The 16598-nt window shown below is 68.0% G+C and carries 11 protein-coding genes; 5 read left to right on the forward strand and 6 right to left on the reverse strand.

Going from position 1 to position 16598, the window contains the following annotated elements:
• Position 1: 1 nt before the first annotated feature.
• Complete coding sequence (locus H6A23_RS04800) at positions 2-1033, forward strand: ABC transporter ATP-binding protein (protein ID WP_204831059.1); 1032 nt, start codon at positions 2-4, stop codon at positions 1031-1033.
• 80 nt (positions 1034-1113) lie between these two features.
• Positions 1114-2109: a hypothetical protein gene (locus H6A23_RS04805; protein WP_204831060.1), complete on the forward strand. Its 996-nt coding sequence runs from the start codon at positions 1114-1116 to the stop codon at positions 2107-2109.
• 125 nt (positions 2110-2234) lie between these two features.
• Here H6A23_RS04805 and H6A23_RS04810 read toward each other — a convergent pair whose 3' ends face one another.
• From H6A23_RS04810 to carA, 3 genes are all read right to left on the reverse strand, one after another.
• Positions 2235-3077, reverse strand: coding sequence for a PHP domain-containing protein (locus tag H6A23_RS04810; RefSeq protein WP_353653015.1), 843 nt, complete (start codon positions 3075-3077; stop codon positions 2235-2237).
• 170 nt (positions 3078-3247) lie between these two features.
• Positions 3248-6466 carry a carbamoyl-phosphate synthase large subunit gene (gene carB / locus H6A23_RS04815; RefSeq protein ID WP_204831061.1) on the reverse strand — a complete coding sequence of 1073 codons (3219 nt, stop codon included), beginning with the start codon at positions 6464-6466 and terminating at the stop codon, positions 3248-3250.
• Positions 6467-7735 (reverse strand): glutamine-hydrolyzing carbamoyl-phosphate synthase small subunit, encoded by a 1269-nt coding sequence (carA, locus tag H6A23_RS04820; RefSeq protein ID WP_204831062.1) that lies wholly within the window; start codon positions 7733-7735, stop codon positions 6467-6469.
• Positions 7736-8159: 424 nt separating this feature from the next.
• Between carA and H6A23_RS04825 the strand changes: the two genes are divergently transcribed.
• The 3 genes from H6A23_RS04825 to H6A23_RS04835 all read left to right on the forward strand — a co-directional run bounded on the left by H6A23_RS04825 (position 8160) and on the right by H6A23_RS04835 (position 11435).
• Complete coding sequence (locus H6A23_RS04825) at positions 8160-9029, forward strand: PTS mannose/fructose/sorbose/N-acetylgalactosamine transporter subunit IIC (RefSeq protein ID WP_204831063.1); 870 nt, start codon at positions 8160-8162, stop codon at positions 9027-9029.
• On the forward strand, positions 9019-9846 hold the full coding sequence (locus tag H6A23_RS04830) for a PTS system mannose/fructose/sorbose family transporter subunit IID (RefSeq protein WP_286165809.1): 828 nt from the start codon (positions 9019-9021) through the stop codon (positions 9844-9846). The genes H6A23_RS04825 and H6A23_RS04830 overlap by 11 nt, the downstream gene beginning before the upstream one ends.
• 107 nt (positions 9847-9953) lie before the next feature.
• Positions 9954-11435 carry an arylsulfatase gene (locus H6A23_RS04835; protein WP_204831065.1) on the forward strand — a complete coding sequence of 494 codons (1482 nt, stop codon included), beginning with the start codon at positions 9954-9956 and terminating at the stop codon, positions 11433-11435.
• Positions 11436-11550: 115 nt separating this feature from the next.
• Here the strand turns inward: H6A23_RS04835 and H6A23_RS04840 are convergent, their stop codons facing one another.
• From H6A23_RS04840 to H6A23_RS11670, 3 genes are all read right to left on the reverse strand, one after another.
• Positions 11551-12279, reverse strand: coding sequence for a GntR family transcriptional regulator (locus H6A23_RS04840; protein ID WP_321051147.1), 729 nt, complete (start codon positions 12277-12279; stop codon positions 11551-11553).
• Between the two features lie 143 nt (positions 12280-12422).
• On the reverse strand, positions 12423-13649 hold the full coding sequence (gene hydF / locus H6A23_RS04845; protein ID WP_204831067.1) for a [FeFe] hydrogenase H-cluster maturation GTPase HydF: 1227 nt from the start codon (positions 13647-13649) through the stop codon (positions 12423-12425).
• Positions 13650-13775: 126 nt separating this feature from the next.
• The gene (locus H6A23_RS11670) at positions 13776-16334 is read right to left on the reverse strand and encodes a transglutaminase domain-containing protein (protein ID WP_204831068.1); all 2559 of its coding nucleotides are present in this window, start codon (positions 16332-16334) and stop codon (positions 13776-13778) included.
• Positions 16335-16598: the final 264 nt, after the last annotated feature.

The raw sequence follows: 16598 nt of genomic DNA on the forward strand, positions 1-16598 counted from the left end.
CATGGCTTACATCGAGTTTAGGGACGTCGTTAAGCGCTTCGGCGACAACACCGTCCTCGACCACATCAACTTCGGCATCCAGCAGGGCGACCTCGTGACGCTGCTCGGCCCCTCCGGCTGCGGCAAGTCCACGCTGCTGCGCTGCCTCTCGGGCCTCGAGAGCGTCAGCGAGGGCCAGATCGTGCTCGACGGCCGCGACGTCACCAACGTGCCCGCGTCCAAGCGCAACATCGGCATGGTCTTCCAGCAGTACAGCCTCTTCCCCAACATGACCGTCGAGCAGAACGTCGCCTTCGGCCTCAAGATGAAGAAGGTGCCGAAGGACCAAATCGAGAAGAAGGTCGCGGACGCCATCGAGATGGTCGAGCTCAAGGGCAAGGAGCGCGCCTACCCGGCCAACCTCTCCGGCGGCCAGCAGCAGCGCGCGGCCCTCGCCCGCTCCATCGTGACCGAGCCCTCGGTGCTCCTGCTCGACGAGCCCCTCTCGGCCATCGACGCCAAGCTCCGCAAGGCGCTGCAGTCCCGCATCCGCGAGATCCACAAGGAGCTCGGCCTCACCACCATCTTCGTCACGCACGACCAGGACGAGGCCATGGTCATGTCCGACGTGATCCAGCTCTTCCACTCCGGCCGCATCGAGCAGGCCGGCAGCCCCGTCGAGGTCTACACGAGCCCCGTCTCGGAGTTCGCCGCGAGCTTCATCGGGAGCTACAACCAGCTCAGCGCCGGCGAGTTCTCCCGCCTGACCGGCGTTGCCGTCCCGGCCGGCAACGTGGTCGCCGTGCGCCCCGAGACCATCGGCATCTCCCTCGAGAGGCCCGAGGCCGCCGAGGGCGCCTACGTGGTGCGCGGCACCGTCGTCGACAGCACCCCGCGCGGCAACGTTTTGCGCTACACCGTCAACGTGGGCGAGACCACGCTGCGCGTCGACGTCCTCTTCCGCAGCTTCCACATGTTCGACGACCTCGACACCGTCTGGCTCACCCTCCCCGAGCACGACTGCCTCTGCATCCCCGCCGAGAGCGCCGCGTAACGGGGGCGCCGGCGAGAGGGACGTCAGTCCGTCCCCTTTGCACGCCTCCCCTTCGCCCCACCGACAGCAAGGAGCGCACCATGCCCTTCTCAGACCAGGCCTTCCTCGCCCCCGGCGGCAGCCGCTACAAGGGCAACCTGCACAGCCACACCACCAACTCCGACGGCCGCCTCACCCCCGCGGAGTCCGTCGCGGCCTTCCGCGCGCACGGCTACGACTTCCTGTGCCTCTCCGAGCACGACCTCTACACCGACTACTCGGACGCCTTCGACGACGAGGGCTTCGTCATCCTCCCCGGCCTCGAGGCCTCGGCCTACCTGTACGCGGACGAGTCCGAGTCCGTGCGCCTGCGCTGCCATCACATGCACGGCATCCTCGGGACCGACGAGATGGTCGGCGCGGCGCCGCGGCTCTTCTCGCACATGGAGCGCCTCGAGCCGATCCGCTGCCACGGGAGCTGGGACGGCGAGGCCGTGGCCGGCGAGCTGGCGCGGCGCCTTGCCGAGCGCGGCTGCGTCGTGACGTACAACCACCCCATCTGGAGCCGCGTGGAACCAGACGAGTTCTGCGGGGCCGAGGGGTACTTCGCGCTCGAGATCTTCAACTACGATACGGTGAACGAGTCCGGGACCGGCTATGACGTCACCTACTGGGACCTCATGCTGCGCCGCGGGCGTCGCGTGCTCGGCTTTGCCTCCGACGACAACCATAACGAGGGCCTGTTCGACGACGCCTTCGGCGGCTGGGTCGTCGTGCGAGCTCCCGAGCTCTCGAGGGACGCTATCGTCCGCGCGCTTCTCGCAGGCGACTACTACTCCTCGAGCGGCCCCGAGCTCCTCTCCTGGGGAGTCGAGGCCGGGCGGGTGTGGGTCGAGTGCTCGCCGTGCGAGCGCGTGAACCTCGTGGCGGGAGGCCCCGTCAACGCGGGCGGCACCGTCATCGCGCAGGCCGGCACCGAGGGCCTCACGCACGCGGAGTTCGAGCTGCGTGGCGGCGAGACCTACCTTCGCGTCGAGTGCGTCGACGCGCGCGGGCGGACGGCCTGGTCAAACCCCGCCTTCGCGGACGAGGCATAGGCGGGCGCACGTCCTTCTCGCCCGGCGGCGAGCACATGGCCCACGCGAAAGGCACGCCCCAGGCCTACGGAGCGTGCCTTTTGCCTAAATCGGGGTACGACGAGAAGGGCGGCCGCCCCGGTGCCCTACCGCAGCGGCATGGACTCCCAGGAGCCGTCCGCGCGCGGGACCTCGGCCGTGCGGTAGCCCACCTCCCAGGCGTGCGCGTAGGCGGCGCGGATCCCGTCGCATATGTCTTCCGGCCGGTGGCCGTCCGAGCCAACGGTGATGGGCACCCGCGCGCGTCGGAAGCGCTCGAGCAGGCCGCGGGCGGGGTAGTAGTCCCCCACCCCCTTGCGCCAGCCGGCCGTGGAGAGCTCCACGCGCCGCCCCGTGTCGCGCGCACAGGACGCCATCTGGTCCCAGAGGGGCACGAGGTCGATCGTAGGGGCAAAGCCCGCGTTCGCGAAGCGCATGGCGAGGTCGGGGTGCGCCATCGTGGAGAAGGGAAGCGGGCTCTCGCAGGCGCGGCACCACGTGGCGGCGTAGCGGCGCCACACCTCGTCGGGGCCGAGCTCGCGCCAGATGCGCTGGTCGGAGGGGTCGTCGATCCAGGCCCCGTCGTCCTGCTCGCCCAGCCAGTGGACACTTCCCAGGAGAACCTGTGCGTCGGCCGCCCAGCGCTCGACGTTGCCCTCGCAGCCGGGGTACCAGTCGCACTCGAACCCGTAGATCATCTCGAGGCCGGGGTGGGCGTCGCGGGCGGCCTCCCACGCGGCGCGGTGCTCGGGGAGCTCGGCCTCCACGACCTGCACCTCCCCCGCCGGGTCCATGACGGCAGGCAGCGTGAGGTGGTCCGTCGAGACGAGCACGCGGCAGCCGGCGGCCTCCGCGGCGTGCGCGTTCTCCTCGAAGGTCCCCGCCCCGTCCGAGAAGTGCGTGTGGGTGTGGGTGTCAACGATAGATCCGGGAGCGAGCGGACGTGCCACGGGGTTCTCCTTGCTTCTGCGGGCTGCACTCACACCGATGATATCCCAGCCCCGTTCGCGTCGTGTAAGCGGCCCATAAGGCGGGCCGCCGGGCGTGAAGCCCGACGGCCCGCCGCACGGGGGTCGAAAGCGTGCGGAAGCGTGCAAAAGTGCCTGTCCCTTTTACACGCTTACAGGTCCTGGAGGGCGTAGACGGAGAGCGGCCCCTCGCGCAGGGCGGCGATGGCCTGGACAAGCGCCACCGCGCCGGACATGGTGGTGGCCATGTCGATGCCGCGGCTCACGGCCTCGCTCCTCATCTTGGTGCCGTCGCCGCGGGAGCTGTGCCCCTTGGGCGTGTTGATGAGGAAGGCGATCTCGCCCGCTGCCATGAGGTCGAGGACGTTGGGGTGCCCCTCGGAGATGGGCTTCACGACCTCGCACGGGATGCCCGCGGCGCGCAGCGTCTTGGCGGTGCCGCGCGTGGCCAGAAGGTCGTACCCGAGGTTGCGCAGCGACAGCGCCACCGGCGCCACCGAGCGCTTGTCGCGGTCGCAGACCGAGATGAAGACGTTGCCGGACTGCGGCACGTCGTACTCGATGGCCTCGCGCGTCTTGGCGTAGGCCTTGGGGAAGGTGACGTCGAGCCCCATGACCTCGCCGGTGGACTTCATCTCGGGGCCGAGCGTGACGTCGGCGCCCGGGAAGCGACTCCACGGCATGACGGCCTCCTTGACCGCGTAGTAGCCGAGGTCGCGGCCCTCCGGCGGGAGCCCAAGCTCACAGATCTTCTCGCCGCTCATGATGCGCGCGGCGCACTTGGCGAGCGGAACGCCGGTGGCCTTGGACGAGAAGGGCACGGTGCGGCTCGCGCGCGGGTTGAGCTCGATCACGAAGACCTGCTCGTCGCGGACGGCGTACTGCACGTTGAGGAGGCCCCTGATGTGGCAGGAAAGCGCCAGGCGCCTCGTGGTCTCGCGGACCTTCTCGACCAGGCGGTCGGAGAGCGAGAAGGGCGGGAAGCAGCAGGCGGAGTCGCCGGAGTGGATGCCGCACTCCTCGATGTGCTCGAGGACCGCGCCCACGTAGCACTCCTCGGTGTCGCAGAGGGCGTCCACGTCGAGCTCGATGGCGTCCTCGAGGAAGGCGTCCAGGTAGACGGGGTGGTCCGGGGAGACCTTGGTGGCCTCCTCCATGTAGCTCACGAGGTCCTCGTCATCGTAGACGATGCCCATTCCGCGGCCGCCGAGCACGTAGCTCGGGCGAACGAGCAGCGGGTAGCCCACGCGGCGCGCCACGGACTTGGCCTCGTCGACGGTCTCGGCCGTGCTCGAGGGCGGGTAGGCTATCTCGAGGCGGTCGAGCAGGCTCGCGAAGCGGTCGCGGTCCTCGGCGAGGTCGATGGCCTCGGGCTGGGTGCCCATGATGGGGACGCCGGCGGCCTTGAGGCGCTTGGCGAGGTTGATCGGGGTCTGTCCGCCGAGCGTGACGATCACGCCCACCGGCTTCTCTACCTCGATGACGTTCATGACGTCCTCGAAGGTGAGCGGCTCGAAGTAGAGGCGGTCGGAGGTGTCGTAGTCCGTGGAGACGGTCTCGGGGTTGCAGTTCACCATGACGGTCTCGTAGCCCTTGGCCGCGAGGGCGTAGGCCGCGTGCACGCAGCAGTAGTCGAACTCGATGCCCTGGCCAATGCGGTTGGGGCCGGCCGAGAGGATGACCACGCGGGGCTTCTCGGCCTCGTGGAACTCGGTCACGCCGCCCTTCTCGTAGGCGAGGTAGTGGTAGCTCGTGCGGGCCGCGAACTCGCCGGCGCAGGTGTCGACGGTCTTGATGCACGGGCGCACGCCGAGGACCTCGCGCACCGCGCGCACGGTGTCCTCGCGCTGGTTGGTGAGGTGGGCGAGCTGGGCGTCCGAGAAGCCCAGCTGCTTGGCGGCCATCATGGTGTCCGCGTCGAGGCCGGCAAGGCCGCGCTCGCGGATGACGCCCTCGGCGCGCACGATGTCGGCGATGCGGTTCAGGAACCAGTGGTCGATCTTGGTGAGCTCGAAGACGCGCTCGACGCCCCAGCCGCGGCGCAGCGCCTCGGTCACGTAGAGGATGCGGTCCGGCGTGGGCGTTGCCACGCGGCGCTCGAACTCCTCCTCGGAGACGCCCGCGAAGTCGTCCGAGCCGTCCGCGCCGAGGCCGGCGTGGCCCTGCTCCAGCGAGCGCATGGCCTTCTGCATGGCCTCCTCGAAGGTGGCGCCGATAGACATGACCTCGCCCACGGCCTTCATGCGCGTGGTGAGCGTGTCGTCGGTGCCCTTGAACTTCTCGAAGGCAAAGCGCGGGACCTTGACCACGCAGTAGTCGATCGAGGGCTCGAAGCAGGCCGGCGTCTCGCGCGTGATGTCGTTCTCGATCTCGTCGAGCGTGTAGCCCACGGAGAGCAGGGCCGCCATCTTGGCGATCGGGAAGCCGGTTGCCTTGGAGGCGAGCGCCGAGGAGCGGGAGACGCGCGGGTTCATCTCGATGACGATGACGCGGCCGTCGTCGGGGTTCACGGCAAACTGCACGTTGGAGCCGCCGCAGGCCACGCCCACGCGCTCGAGGATGGCGAGCGAGTAGTCGCGCAGGCGCTGGAGCTCGAAGTCGTTCAAGGTCTGGCACGGGGCCACGGTGATGGAGTCGCCGGTGTGGACGCCCATGGGGTCGAGGTTCTCGATGGAGCAGATGACGACGCCGTTGCCCGCGGAGTCGCGCATCACCTCCATCTCGATCTCCTTCCAGCCCTCGACGGACTGCTCGACGAGCACCTCGCTCTCGGGCGAGAGCGCGAGGCCCTGTTCGGCGATGTGCACGAGGTCGTCGTGGTCATAGGCCATGCCGCCGCCGGCGCCGCCGAGGGTGAAGGCCGGGCGCAGGACCACCGGGTAGCCGAGCTCGTCGGCGATCTTCTCGCACTCCTCCACCGTGTGCGCGATGCCGGACTTGGCGACCTCGAGGCCGATGTCGCGCATGGCGTTGGCAAAGAGCTCGCGGTCCTCGCCGGTCTCGATGGAGTCGACGTCGCAGCCGATGACCTCGACGCCGTACTTGTCGAGGATGCCGGCCTTGCCGAGGGCCACGGCGCAGTTGAGGCCCGTCTGGCCGCCCATGTTGGGGAGAAGCGCGTCCGGGCGCTCCTTCTCGATGACCTTGGTCACGGACTCCACCGTGATGGGCTCGATGTAGGTGCGGTCGGCGGTCTCCGGGTCCGTCATGATGGTGGCCGGGTTGGAGTTCACGAGCACAACCTCGTAGCCCTCCGAGCGCAGGGCCTTGCAGGCCTGGGTGCCGGAGTAGTCGAACTCGCAGGCCTGGCCGATGACGATGGGGCCGGAGCCGATGATCAGGATCTTCTTGATGTCGGTGCGCTTGGGCATCTAGAAGCGCCTCCCCTCGCGGACGTCGATGGCGAGGTAGTCGTCCTCGCCGCGCATGAGCTTGGCAAACGCCGCAAAGGCGTACGTGGAGTCGTTGGGGCCGGGCTTGGCCTCGGGGTGGTACTGCATGGAGAAGGCCGGGATGTCGAGGAACTGGATGCCCTCGGGCGTGCCGTCGTTGAGGTTGACGTGCGTGAGGCGGATGCGGCCGTACTTCTCGCTCTGGACCACCGGCGCCACGTGGCGGCGGCTCCAGAAGCGCAGGTCCTCGTCCGCGGGGTGCTCCGCCACGCCGCCCGAGAGCTCCGGCACGAGCGGGCCGAAGGACGAGAAGACCGGGCCGTAGTTGTGGTTCTGCGCGGTGATCTCCACCTTGCCGGTGAGCAGGTTCATCACGGGCTCGTTGCCGCCGTGGTGGCCGTACGGGAGCTTCTCAATCTGGCCGCCGGCCGCCATGGAGATGACCTGGTTGCCGAGGCAGATGCCAAAGACCGGGAGCTTGCCGAGGCACGCGCGCACGGCCTCGACCACGGGCGGGACGGAAATGGGGTCGCCGGGGCCGTTGGAGAAGAACACGCCGTCGGGCGCCATCTCGAGGACCTTCTCAGCCGGCGTGTCCCACGGCACGACGGTGACCTCGCAGCCGGCGGCCGAGAGGCGCTTGGCGATGCCCTTCTTCTCGCCGCAGTCGTAGGCCACGACGCGCAGGCGCGGCTGGCCGTCGGCGTCCTGGCCGGGCACGACGTAGGGCTCGTCCGTGGAGACGTCGGCCACGTAGTTGTGGTCGGCGATGGCCGGGGAAGCCTTGACGCGGGCGACGAGGCTCTCCGGGTCGAGGTCCGTGGTGGAGATGGCCGCCCGCATGGCGCCGCCCTCGCGGATGGCAAGCGTCAGGGCTCGGGTGTCCACGTCCTCGATGGCAACGACGCCGCGCTGCTCGAGGAAGGCGGGCAGGGACTCCACGGACTGCCAGTTGCTCGGCGTGTAGCACATGTCGTGGACCACGAGACCGGAGAGGTGCAGCGGGTCGCCCTGCATGTCCTTCTCGTTGATCCCGTAGTTGCCGATCTGGGGGTAGGTGAGCGTCACGATCTGGCCCGCGTAGGACGGGTCGGAGACGATCTCCTGGTAGCCGACCATCGAGGTGTTGAACACAATCTCGCCGAAGGTCTCGCCCTCTGCGCCTGCAGAGCGCCCAAAGAAGTGCATCCCGTTCTCGAGCGCGAGCAGCGCCCTCGGATGCCTGCCGTCGTCAACCAGTAGGTTCACATCAACACCGCCCTTTCGTCGTGCGCCCAGGGGCAAACCCGCAGCTACAAAAAACGGAGCAACCGCCGCGCGGCGGAGACTCCGAATAAGGCAGCTGCAGTTAGGTTGTGGACGCCTTTTCGGTCTCTCGTACCGTCTTAAAGGTCTTAGACAGTATAGCCGGTCGGCCGTTGCTTGTGGGACGACATAACGCCTTCGCAAAAAAACATGAGCGGCTTGGGGACGGGTTATTCGCCGCAGCCTCTTTGGGACAGGCCGGCCTGTCCCAAAGCCTCTGAGAGAGACAACCCGTCCCCAAACCGCTGCCGTTCACCACGAATATGATGCCGCTGGCGGATGGTGACCCAGGTTCTCGCCTGCTCAGCATAACTCTATATATAGTTATATATACATAGTAGGCAGCCGCAAGGAGAGAGGAAGAGAAATGATTGGAGCACTGCAGATCCTGCTGTTGTCGCTCGTGGCTGCGTTCACCGTCGTGTGTGGGCAGAACTGGTGGCAGACGGCCAACCAGCCCGTGTTCGTTGGCCTCGCGGCCGGCGTCATCATGGGCGATCCGGCCACTGGCATGTTCATCGGCGGCAGCATGCAGCTCACGGTCCTGGGCATCGGCACCTTCGGAGGGTCGAGCCACATTGACGCCAACACGGGCTCTATCATCGCGACGGCCTTCTCCGTCGCCCTCGGCATGGACCCGTCCCAGGCGCTCGCGGCCATCGCCGTGCCCGTAGCGGCCATCCTCACCGTGGTCGACGTGCTCGGCCGATTCTGCAACACGTTCTTCCAGCACCGGATCGACACCATGATCGAGCGAGAGGACTACGCCGGCATCGAGCGCAACTTCCTCTACGGCATCATCCCCTGGGCGCTCTCCCGCGCACTCCCCGCGGCGCTCGCGCTTGCCTTTGGCCAGGGCGTCGTCCAGTCGCTCATGGACATCCTGAACGGCCCTCTCGCCTGGCTCGGCACCGGCCTGGGCGTCGCCGGGGCGGTCCTGCCCGCGGTGGGCTTTGCCATCCTGCTTCGCTACCTGCCCGTCAGGGAGAACTGGCACTACCTCGTCTTTGGCTTCGTGGTCACCATCTTCTTCAACTACCTCTTCACCAACGTGAAGTCGATGGGCACCGCCGTGGCCGGGGCCGTCGAGGGCTTCTCCGGCAACTTCATCGGCCTGCCGATGCTCGGCATCGCGCTCGTGGGCCTGTTCCTCGCCGTGAGCCACTACAAGACCACGTCCGGGCGCACCGCCTCGCAGGACACTGCCCAGGAGGGGGATGACGACGATGAGCTCTAACGAGAAGAGCACGACGCGCTACGCCGTTACCAAGGCCGACATCAACCAGATCAACCGCCGCAGCATCTTTGGCTTCCAGCTCGGGTGGAACTACGAGCGCATGCAGGGCTCCGGCTACCTGTTCACGATGCTGCCCGTCATGCGCAGGATCTACGGGGACCACACGCCCGAGCTCAAGCGCATGATGCAGACCGAGAACCAGTTCTTCAACACCTCGAACTTCCTGAACAACCTCGTCATCGGCATCGACCTGGCCGTCCAGGAGGAGGAGGGCGCCGCCGCCGAGGACACGATTATCGGCATCAAGACCGGCCTCATGGGCCCCTTCGCCTCGGTCGGGGACGCCATCTTCGGATCGCTCGTGCCCACGATCTTTGGCGCGCTCGCGGCCTCGATGGCCGTGACCGGCAACCCGCTCGGCATCATCCTCTGGACCATCGAGTGCGTCGTCACCTTCGCGCTGCGCTGGTGGGAGACCGGCTTTGCCTACAAGACCGGGAGCAACCTCATCTCCACCATGCACAACAAGCTCAACGCCATCACGGCCTCCGCGAGCGTGCTCGGCATCTTCATGGTGGGATCGCTCGTGGCCTCGAACATCGGCGTCGTGTTCACCGTCAACCCGAGCGTCGCGGGCGCCTCGATCAACCTCCAGAACACGCTCAACACCGTGCTCCCCGGGCTGCTGCCCGCCGGCATCGTGGCCCTCATCTACTGGGGCCTCGGCCGCAAGGGCATGACCTCCACCAAGATGATCTTCATCACCCTCGTGGCGGCCGTGGCACTCTCCGCCCTCGGCATCATCGCCAAGGGCTAGCAAGGCCCGCCCCCCTGCGGCGCGCCCCGCTCCTCCTGCGGGACGCGCCATGTCCCTCCCGGCCGGGGCGCGGTATAACGAGTAGTACGGAGCGAAAGGAGCAGAGCATGCCCGGACCAGAGATCCCGGCGCCCGTCGGGCGACCCAACGTCCTTCTCATCATGTGCGACCAGCTCAGGGGCGACTGCCTCGGCTTTGCCGGGCACCCCGACGTCAAGACGCCCTACCTCGACTCTCTCGCGGCGCAGTCGACATTCTTCGAGCGGGCCTACTCGGCGTGTCCCACGTGCCTCCCGGCGCGCGTCTCCCTCTTCACGGGCCAGACGCCCGCGCATCACGGCCGCGTTGGCTACGAGGACGGCGTGAGCTGGGACTTCCCCCACATGCTCCCCCAGGTCTTCTCCGACGCCGGCTACCAGACCGCCTGCGCCGGCAAGCTCCACGTGCACCCGCCGCGCCTGGCATGCGGGTTCCAGACGCTGCGCCTGCACGACGGCTATCTGGGGTGCTACCAGGGCGTCGACATCCCCTACTGGATGCACCAGGACGTCCATGACGACTACCTGCGCTTCCTTCGGCGCGAGCTCGGTCCCGACGCCGACGTGGACAGCACGGGGCCCGAGTGCAACTCCTGGGTCTACCACCCCTGGGTCTACGAGGAGCGCCTGCACCCCACCAACTGGGTTGCGGACGAGACGATCCGCCTGCTTGAGACACGCGACCGGACGCGCCCGTTCTTCCTCATGGCGAGCTTCGTGCGCCCGCACCCGCCGCTCGACGCCCCGGCCTCCTACTACGAGCGCTACGAGCGGCGCGAGCTGCGCGAGCCCGCCCGCGGGGACTGGGACGACCTCGCCGCCACCGAGCGCGACGGCATGGTGCCCAACAGTGTGCACGGCTGCCGCGACGCCACGCTGCGCCACGAGGCCATGGCCGGCTACTACGCCGCGGTCACCCACGTGGACCACCAGGTGGGCAGGCTCATCTCCGCCCTCAAGCGCGACGGATCCTTTAACGACACGATTATCGTGTTTCTCGCCGACCACGGCGAGATGCTCTTCGACCACTCGCTCTGGCGCAAGCTCCTCCCCTACGAGGGCAGCGCGCGCATCCCGCTGTTCTTCCGCGTGGGCACCCACCTCGCCAAGGCGCCGGCACACCGCTCCCAGAGCGTTGTCGAGCTCATGGACGTCATGCCCACGCTGCTCGACCTCTGCGGCATCGAGGCCCCCGAGGGCGTGGACGGCTCCTCGCTCGCCGGCGACATCCTGCGCGCGGAGGAGCTCGAGCGGCCCTACGTCCACGGCGAGCACGCCTTCACGCCGGAGCAGTCCCACCACTACATCGTGACCCCGCGCGACAAGTACGTCTGGTTCAGCCAGACCGGGCGGGAGCAGTACTTCGACCTCTCCGAGGACCGCAGCGAGGCGCACGACCTCATCGACGAGCCCGCCTACCGGGAGCGCGTCGCGCAGATGCGCGCCTGGCTCGTGTCCGAGCTCGAGGGCCGCGAGGAGGGCTTCGTCGAGAGCGGCCACCTCATCGCGGGACGGCCGCTCGTGAACGTGCTCGAGCGCCCGCTGGCATAGCGCCGGCGCAGGCGGGCCCGCCCGCCCAGGACGTCCCTCCTTCTGGCGACGGCCCACCCCCTCGGGGGCGGGCCGTCGTTTTGCGACTCGCGGCGCGAGGGCCTTCTCGGCGGCGCTAGCGCGCGACCTCCTCGATCATCATCTCGAAGTAGTCCCAGCGCTTGTACATCTCTATGTACTCGGCCACCTCGCCGCTGGGAAGCGTGGTGGTGTGGTTCTTGTGCACGCAGGGCGTCCCCGGCTCGATCCCGAGGCACGAGCGGACGCGCTCGGGCACGTCCAGGCACACCCGCACGAACTCCTGCGAGGCCTCCCGCGAGAGGCGGATGCCAAAGTCCTCGCGGAAGCGCCGGTAGATTGAGGCATAGTAGGAGGGCTCGACGTCCTGCCGGATGAAGCGCGCCGGGATGTATGACGTCTGGAACTGGAAGGGCACGCCGCGGAAGCTGCGCACGCGCTCGATCACACAGTAGCCTCCCCCCTCGTCGAGGCCGAGCGTGGAGACCACGCCCTCGTCTCGCGCGGGGCCCGAGACGCGCTCGAGGGACAGGACCGTGGTGCGCTCCCCCTCGTCCTGACCGCTGTAGACCTCTATCTCGCTCATAAGCACGGGACGGCGGCGGCGCGAGCGGGAGTGCGACACGAAGGTCCCCTTGCCCTGCTGGCGCACGAGCAGCCCCTCGGAAACGAGGTCGCCAACCGCGCGGATCACGGTGATCGAGCTCACGCCAAAGCGCTCGATCAGCTCGGCGTTGCTGTAGAAGCGGTCTCCCGGCTCGAAGGATCCCCCCTCGATCTCGTCTCTCAGGAGGTTCTCGATCTGATAGTACTTGGGGGTCCCCACCAAGCCTCCTTCCTCATAGCTGGACCGTCTCATCATAGCAAGGTGGTGGTCTGCGGTTTGGGGACGGGTTATTCACCGCAGCCCCTTTGGGGCAGGCCGGCCTGCCCCAAAGCCTCTGAGAGAAATAACCCGTCCCCAAACCGCTACAGCGCGGCGAGCGCCTCCGGGAAGGGGGAGAGGCTGCGGCGCAAGATCCCGTGCATGTGGGCGATCGCGACACCGTAGTTGGTCATCGGGACCCCCTGCGCCTCGGCGCGCGCCTGACGGGCGCGCATCTCGCGCGCGGTGAGCGTGCAGCCGCCACAGTGGACGACGGCCGAGAAGGGTGTGAGGTCCTCGGGAAAGTCCGCGCCGCTCGTGAAGGCAAGCTCGAGCTTCGCCTTCGTGTGCGCGGAGAGCCAGGCGGGCAGCTTGACGGTGCCGATGTCCTCGCACTGCCGGTGGTGCGTGCACCCCTCGCTCACGAGCACGCGGTCACCGTCGCGCAGGCGGTCGAGCGCAGCGGCGCCGGCGACGGCGGACACGAGGTCCCCCTTGTAGCGCAGCATGAGGATCGAGAAGGACGTCAGCGGTACGTCGGCGGGCACGACGCGCGAGACGGGGCCAAACACCTGCGAGTCCGTCACCACGAGCGCGGGAGGCCCGACAAGCGCGTCGAGCGCGCGGGAGAGCTCGGTCTCTCGGCAGGTCACGGGCACGCATCCGGCGTCGAGGAGGTCGCGGATCACAAGCTGCTGCGGGAGGATGAGGCGGCCCCGGGGCGCGGAGGCGTCGATCGGGCAGACAAGCACCACGGCGCTTCCGGCGGGCACGAGGTCGGCGACAACGCGCCGCGGCGTCCCGACCGGCACGACCCGGGCGAGGCGCTCCTTGAGCTCGCGCACGCCCTCCCCCGTCCGCGCGCTCACCGCGACCGTACGCGCGGCAAGCGCGGGACCCTTCTCGGCAAGCGCCGCGAGAGCCGCGCGGGCGGCCGGCAGGTCGCACTTGTTCCAGGCCACGACATACGGGACGCCGCGACCCTCGATGACGGAGAGCAGCGCGCGGTCAGCCTCCGAGAGGCCACGCGCGCCGTCCACGACGAGCACCGCGACGTCACAGGTCGCGAGCGCCCGCCGCGCTCGCTCCACGCGCCGGGCGCCGAGCGCGCCCTCGTCGTCCACCCCGGGCGTGTCGACGATGACGACCGGGCCCAGCGGCAGGAGCTCCATCGCCTTGCGCACCGGGTCCGTCGTGGTGCCGCGTACCTCGGAGACCACGGACAGCTCCTGGCCGGTCACCGCGTTCACCACGCTTGACTTGCCGGCGTTGCGCACGCCAAAGAACCCGATGTGCGTGCGCTCGCCCGACGGCGTCTCGTTAAGTCCCATCTCTCCTCCATTTGGGGACGGGTCATTTCTCTCAGAGTTTTTGGGACAGGTTCGGACGGGCCGCCCGCGGGACCTGTCCCAAATTCTCTGAGAGAAATGACCCGTCCCCCTTTGCTACTACCTGTCTTATGCCGAGAGCAGGCTCGGGTCGATGTAGTCGGAGATGAGCGTGTCGGCCATCCACGACGAGTTGTACGAGCGGCCTTGGAGCGCCGGATCGTCCTGGGCGAGCATCATGTACTCGTCGGTCGAGGCGGTGTTGGACTGGTCGCCCGGGTCGTTCCAGGTCGGGTCGACCACGACCCAGCTGCCGTCGATGTTCACGAGGTTCCAGGCATGGTCGGTCGCGTAGACGCCGGGCTGGGGCGGCACGTTGCCGGTGGCGTACACCGACTCGAGGCCTGCGCGGTCGGCGAGGAGCTTGAAGGACTGCGCGTAGCCGGAGCAGATCGAGCCGCCGTCGAGAATGAGCGTGCGCACGGTGGACGGGTCCTGCGTCGCCGCGTCCATCGAGAAGCTCCCGGAGCTGATGGCGTCGTAGTTGTACCACAGGTTCTCAGCGATGTAGCCGTTGATGGCGCGCACCTTGTCGGCGTCGGACATGCCGTCGGTGATGATCTCGCCGATGATCTCGTCGGCCTTGTCGCTCACCTGCTGGCGCTGCTCGTTCAGGACGTCCTGGTCGTTGACCTGCTTCCACGGGGTCAGGCTGGTGACGGTGAGGAGCATCCTGCCGTCGCGGCGCGTCACCTGGTAGGTGGGGTTCCCGTTGAAGATGAGCGGGTTCTGGGCGCACGCCTCGAAGAGCGCGTCCGCGACGTTCGCGGTGTTCGCGGTGCCCGCGGCGTTCGCGTAGTCGGTGACGTCGAGGTAGGTGTTGCCCGCGAGCAGGTTGGCCGCGATGAAGCGCACGAGGTCGGACGAGGCGTTGATCTCATAGGGCACGTCGGGCATCGCGGTCGAGGGCTGCTGGCTCGCCTGGACGGCGTCCCAGTCGATGCCGTCCTCGGCGTCGATGCGCGTGGGCATGCCTGACGGCGGGTTCTCGCGCTGGAGCTCGTCGAGTGCCTGCGTGGCCGCCTGCTTGACCGACTCGATACCGCCCGGCCAGTACGGCGCGAGCACGCCCAGCTCGCCGGAGAGCGCGGTGCCCGGCACCGTGTAGGGGATCACGTACATGTCGACGTTGCCCGTGGTGAGATGCTGCTCGTCCGGACCGTACGTGAGGTACTCGTTGTCGGTCCGCGCGTTGTCGTAGTCGAGCTGGAGACGCTGGATGCCCACCGTGCCGTCTGCCATGGAGACGTACTCGAACAGGCGCCACTTCATGTAACCGACCGGATCGGTGGCCTGATCGGGCTCGGTGTCCGATCCCTGGTAGATGAGCGCGCTGTAGGTCGCAGATTCGAGCGGCATCTTGCCCAGGAGGTCGTTGATGTTCTGGAAGTCGAAGGGCGACTGGGTGTCCCCGTCCGCCCCGACCGCGATCACCGAGATGGACGCGTCCTTGACATGGTCGGTATTGGGAACGTAGTCGGCAACCTCGAGGCCCTGCTGTCCGGAGGCGGCGTCCTGGCGATTCTCAAGAATCTCGTCCTCGGACTCCCCGACGAGAAGCTCGTCGAAGCGGCCGTTCTGCTGGAAGGTTCCGGCCACCCCGTCATCCTGCATCATCTGGTTGAACTCAGCGGCATCGGTGTCGTAGTCGGCGGTGTCGATCGAGGTATCCTGCGTCGAGGCGAGCAGGTCATAGGTATAGCGGTCTAAGACAGCAGCTGCCGTCTCATTGACGGCGGAAAGGTATACCTCGTAGTGGTCTGCACCCTCAACCGGATCCCATGAGATTGAAAGCGTGCCGGTGTCGGTAACGTTGACCTGGACGTTGTCTGGCTCGGCGAGCGCGTTCTCGTCCTTGTCGATATCGTTGGCAACCGTGAAATAGGTGACCTCGGGCTTGTCGAGCTTCTTTCCGTCCGAGCCGATGTAGCGCACCAGGTAGTAGCCGCCAGAGCCGTACCAACGCCCTAACGGAACAAACTCGTCTGACTCGGCGTCATCAAGATGGAAGAGATCGATCTCGTCGGTGTCGTTACCGTTCTCGTCACGCACCCGGGGGTCGGCGGGCGCCACATAGAGGGCGTTCGAGCCGTCATCGCTTTCGAACATCGTGACCGAGGTCGGGAACTCGTGCGAGAACGAGCTGTCGGTGTAGACTCGCGCGACGTCGTAGGGATTCGTGTTGCCGATCTGATCGAAGCTATCGAAGGTCATCTCGATGCCCTCGTCGAGCGGAAACTCGAACTCGTAGCAGTCATCGAGATCGAGCTGGGCCTCCTGCAGGCTGTACTTGTCGGGATCCAGGGTGCCGTAGTACGAGGCGTCGCCGCCCGCGGGCGCGCCGCTGCCGCCGCCCAGCAACCGGGAGACCCCGAAGAAGCCGAGCACGGCAACCAGCACCACGACGACGGCCACCGCCACGGGGACCACCGGCACGCGCCTCTTGGCCTTGGGGGCGCCGGCAGACCACGGATCCCGGGGCTGGTCGAACGGGGGCTCGGGTGCGGCGTCCTGACCGGGACGCCCCTCGCCGGCGGCGCCGGAGGGCGCCTTCCCGCCGGACGCCGGTCCATCCCACCAGTTTCCGGACGACGCCTTCTCGGCGGGCGCCGGATCTTCAGCGGGCACATGGTCGCCGGCGGACGCCTGCGACGAAGCGAAGGGAGACGCAGGACGGGAGCCCCGACCGCTCCCGTCCTCGTACCCGAACGCGAAATCGGACTGCGCGGCGGACAAGGGAGAAGGCGGCCCGCCAAGTTCCGCACCGCACGCGGGGCACCTCCTCGCATCGTCAGGAACGGATTGCTTGCAATGCGGACACAGCATGGAGCCTCCTCGGTACTTGTCGAGCCCCTTTGTTTCCCAAGCGGCTCCCGACCACGTATATACAAG

Origin of the sequence: Olsenella uli, from assembly GCF_016900775.1 — a bacterium.
In the GTDB taxonomy this organism is placed as follows: Bacteria; Actinomycetota; Coriobacteriia; order Coriobacteriales; family Atopobiaceae; genus Thermophilibacter; species Thermophilibacter uli_A.

Bases quoted from the DNA above. Each gene is read 5' to 3' on its own strand.
- H6A23_RS04825 (WP_204831063.1), top strand. From the start codon at position 8,160: ATGATTGGAGCACTGCAGATCCTGCTGTTGTCGCTCGTGGCTGCGTTC.
- H6A23_RS04800 (WP_204831059.1), top strand. From the start codon at position 2: ATGGCTTACATCGAGTTTAGGGACGTCGTTAAGCGCTTCGGCGACAAC.
- carB (WP_204831061.1), bottom strand. From the start codon at position 6,466: ATGCCCAAGCGCACCGACATCAAGAAGATCCTGATCATCGGCTCCGGC.
- hydF (WP_204831067.1), bottom strand. From the start codon at position 13,649: ATGGGACTTAACGAGACGCCGTCGGGCGAGCGCACGCACATCGGGTTC.
- H6A23_RS04830 (WP_286165809.1), top strand. From the start codon at position 9,019: ATGAGCTCTAACGAGAAGAGCACGACGCGCTACGCCGTTACCAAGGCC.
- H6A23_RS04835 (WP_204831065.1), top strand. From the start codon at position 9,954: ATGCCCGGACCAGAGATCCCGGCGCCCGTCGGGCGACCCAACGTCCTT.
- H6A23_RS04805 (WP_204831060.1), top strand. From the start codon at position 1,114: ATGCCCTTCTCAGACCAGGCCTTCCTCGCCCCCGGCGGCAGCCGCTAC.